At 60.4% G+C, this 3,687-nt stretch carries 5 protein-coding genes; all 5 read left to right on the plus strand.

The features are described from left to right. Positions 1-83: 83 nt before the first annotated feature. Positions 84-1,178, plus strand: coding sequence for an ABC transporter ATP-binding protein (locus tag A2I95_RS27555; RefSeq protein ID WP_291735047.1), 1,095 nt, complete (start codon positions 84-86; stop codon positions 1,176-1,178). After that, positions 1,178-2,041, plus strand: coding sequence for a carbohydrate ABC transporter permease (locus A2I95_RS27560; protein WP_291735048.1), 864 nt, complete (start codon positions 1,178-1,180; stop codon positions 2,039-2,041). The genes A2I95_RS27555 and A2I95_RS27560 overlap by 1 nt, the downstream gene beginning before the upstream one ends. A 12-nt stretch (positions 2,042-2,053) precedes the next feature. Continuing rightward, positions 2,054-2,851 carry a carbohydrate ABC transporter permease gene (locus A2I95_RS27565; RefSeq protein WP_027259959.1) on the plus strand — a complete coding sequence of 266 codons (798 nt, stop codon included), beginning with the start codon at positions 2,054-2,056 and terminating at the stop codon, positions 2,849-2,851. Next, a complete protein-coding gene (locus A2I95_RS27570; protein WP_027259960.1) occupies positions 2,851-3,129 on the plus strand; it encodes a DUF2160 domain-containing protein in 279 nt (92 codons plus the stop codon). Before A2I95_RS27565 ends, A2I95_RS27570 begins: the two co-directional genes overlap by 1 nt. Positions 3,130-3,455: 326 nt before the next feature. After that, positions 3,456-3,687: BlaI/MecI/CopY family transcriptional regulator (locus A2I95_RS27575; RefSeq protein ID WP_291735053.1), on the plus strand; the 232-nt coding region annotated here is incomplete at its 3' end.

Raw genomic sequence — 3,687 nt, forward strand, 5'->3', positions numbered from 1 at the left:
GGGTGAGGCGCACGACTTTTACATGGACCCCGCGCAGGCATACTTCTTTGCCCCTGACGGCAGCCGCGCGGCGTGAGGCATCAATGGCTAAAATAACACTCTCAAAACTGCGCCACAGCTATCTGTCAGCGCCAAAATCCGACTCGGACTACGCGCTGAAGGAAATCGATCTGGATTGGAACGATGGCGGCGCCTATGCGCTGCTGGGTCCTTCGGGCTGCGGCAAATCCACCTTGCTCAACATCATCTCGGGGCTGTTGGTGCCCTCCGAGGGTCAGATCCTGTTTGACGGAAACGACGTGACCGCCCTGCCGCCGGACCAGCGCAACATTGCCCAGGTGTTCCAGTTCCCGGTGATCTACGACACCATGACGGTCTACGACAATCTGGCCTTCCCGCTGCGCAACCGCGGCCGGGACGAGGCAACAGTGCACGAACGCGTGATGGCAATTGCCGAAATGCTGGAAGTCACCGAGATGCTGGATCAGAAGGCCGCCGGCCTGTCACCGGACAACAAGCAGAAGATCTCAATGGGCCGCGGGCTGGTGCGCGAGGACGTCAACGTGGTGATGTTCGACGAACCCCTCACCGTGATCGACCCGCACCTGAAGTGGAAGCTGCGTTCCAAGCTGAAAGAACTGCACCAGCGGGTGAAGGCGACGATGATCTACGTCACCCACGACCAGACCGAGGCGCTGACATTCGCCGATCAGGTGGTGGTGATGGAGCTGGGCGAGGTGGTCCAGATCGGCACGCCGGTGGAGCTGTTCGAACGCCCCGCCCATACGTTTGTCGGCCATTTCATCGGCTCTCCGGGGATGAACATCCTGCCCTGTGAGCTGCAGCAGGGTACTGCGATGTTTGCGGGCCAGGCTGTTGCGCTGGAAGGCCCCATTCAGGGTGCTGCAAACGGCAAGACTGAAATCGGCATCCGTCCGGAATTTGTCGCGCTGGCGGACCACGGCCTGCCCGCCACGGTCACCAAAGTTTCCGACGTGGGCCGCCATACGGTGGTGGAATGCGAGACCGGCGGCCAGCGCGTCAATGCCGTTGTCGAAGCCAACGCCCCGGCCAAGGGCAGCGCCGTGCACCTCGCCTTCCGCCAGGACATGACCCGGCTTTACGTGGATGGCTGGCTTGCCACCTCCCCCGCTGCAGACGAACAAGGAGCAGCCTGATGAAAACCGAAAACCAGAAAGCCTGGTTCTTTGTGCTGCCGGTGCTGCTGCTGGTCGCCTTCAACGCGCTGATTCCGATGATGACGGTGGTCAACTACTCGGTGCAGGAAACCTTTGGCGACAATGTGTTCTTCTGGCAGGGGCTGGACTGGTTCCAGCAGATCCTGCGCTCGGACCGGTTCCACGCAGCCCTTGGCCGCCAGTTCATGTTCACCTTCCTGATCCTGATCATCGAGGTGCCGCTGGGCATCGCCATTGCCCTGTCGATGCCGCGCAGCGGCTTCTGGGTGCCGGTGTGCCTGGTGCTGATGGCGTTGCCGATGCTGATCCCGTGGAACGTGGTGGGCGCGATGTGGAACATCTTCACCCTGCCCGACATCGGCCTGCTGGGCTATTTTCTGAACCACACGCTGGGCATCAACTATGACATGACGCAGGATCCGGTTGCGGCCTGGGTGACGATTGTCACCATGGATGTCTGGCACTGGACCTCGCTGGTGGTGCTGCTGAGCTATGCCGGCCTGGTGTCGATCCCTGACGCCTATTATCAGGCGGCCAAGATCGACGGAGCCTCCAACTGGGCGGTATTCCGGTTCATCCAGCTGCCGAAGATGAAGACGGTGCTGACCATCGCCATCCTGTTGCGCTTCATGGACAGCTTCAACATCTACACCGAGCCTTTCGTGCTCACCGGCGGCGGCCCCGGCAACTCCACCACGCTGCTGTCCATCGACTTGGTGAAAATCGCGCTTGGCCAGTTCGATCTCGGCCCTGCCGCCGCCATGTCGCTCATCTATTTCGCAATCACGCTCCTGGTCTCCTGGCTGTTCTACACGCTGATGACCAAGGACGATCTGAACTAAAGGGAGGGGAACATGCAGAAACGATCCATCGTCCCCATTATCTATATCCTGTTCCTCATGCTGCCGATCTATTGGCTGGTAGCGATGAGCTTCAAGACCACAAACGAAATCCTGTCGGGCTTCTCGCTGTTCCCGCAGACCTTCACGCTGGAGAATTACGCGACCATCTTCACCGATCCCAGCTGGTACTGGGGATACATAAACTCGATTGCCTATGTGTCGATCAACACGGTGATCTCCATCGCGGTTGCCCTGCCTGCGGCCTATGCTTTCAGCCGTTACCGGTTCCTGGGCGACAAGCAGCTGTTCTTCTGGCTGCTGACCAACCGGATGGCGCCGGCCGCGGTGTTTGCGCTGCCGTTCTTCCAGCTCTATTCCGCGGTGGGGCTGTTCGACACCCACCTGGCGGTAGCTCTAGCGCACTGCCTGTTCAACATCCCGCTTGCGGTCTGGATCCTTGAAGGCTTCATGGGCGGCATTCCGAAAGAACTGGACGAGACGGCCTTTGTCGACGGCTATTCCTTCCCGCGCTTCTTTGCCACGATCTTCATCCCGTCGATCAAGGCGGGCGTGGGGGTGGCAGCCTTCTTCTGCTTCATGTTCTCCTGGGTGGAACTGCTGCTGGCCAAGACCCTGACCGCCGTCGCCGCAAAACCGATTGCCGCCACCATGACCAAAACCGCGTCCTCTGCGGGCTATGAACTTGGCCTTTTGGCGGCTGCGGGAACTCTGACAATCATTCCGGGCGCCATCGTGATCTGGTTTGTCCGCAACTACATCGCGAAGGGTTTCGCGATGGGGAGGGTGTAATGTTTTCATGGATGGCCTGGACCTGGCCCACAGCCCTGCTGTTCATCGGCATCTTCAGCGCCATCGGCGTGCTGATCGCCGTGGAAATCCGCCACCCCGGCGGCGCCGCCCGCAAGGGGGTGCTCGGCCTCACAACCACCCGCGGCGACCGGCTGTTCATCAGCCTCTTGGGCACCTCCTACATCTTCCTGGCCTGGCTGGGCCTGGTGGGAATGCCGCTTTGGTGGCCGTTGGGACTGGCAATCGCCTGGGGCGTCTTCTGCTTCTGGAAGGTCTGACGGCCCCTGCGGGTCAGTTCTGATACTGCCCCTGCGGGTCAAGGGGGCCGAAGGCCCCGCCGCAGGCGGCTTGCCATTGACGCGCGAAACCCAAACACAATCGGGACAGGCCTTGAAGGCAAACCTGCCCTTCAAGGCCTTCTCAGCCAAAACACCAACGGATACGCCAAGCCCCGCCCCCAAGGCCGGTACGTCACGTCTCAGAACACAGAATAAGAGCGCGCGGAAGCGCACAATTTGACACCCCCGGCCTCAGCCGCTGCGCGTCTCTTAAAAAAATAGTTTTCATGGGAGCCCCCTTCCCCTAGCATGACTGGAACCAACAAATGAGCCGGACAGCCGAGGCAATGCGCAAGAAACACGACCATTCCCTGCTCACCGAAGTGGAGCTGGAGTTCATGACCGCCGTCTGGGACATGGGCGGCGGCACCGTGCGCGATATCCTGGCCGAACTGAACAAGGCACAGGAACGCGCCTATACCTCGGTAGCAACGGTTCTTAAAATCATGGAGCAAAAGGGCTTCCTCACCAGCGAGCGCAAGGACCGCTCTTTGGTTT

The organism is Leisingera sp. F5, from assembly GCF_001593695.1.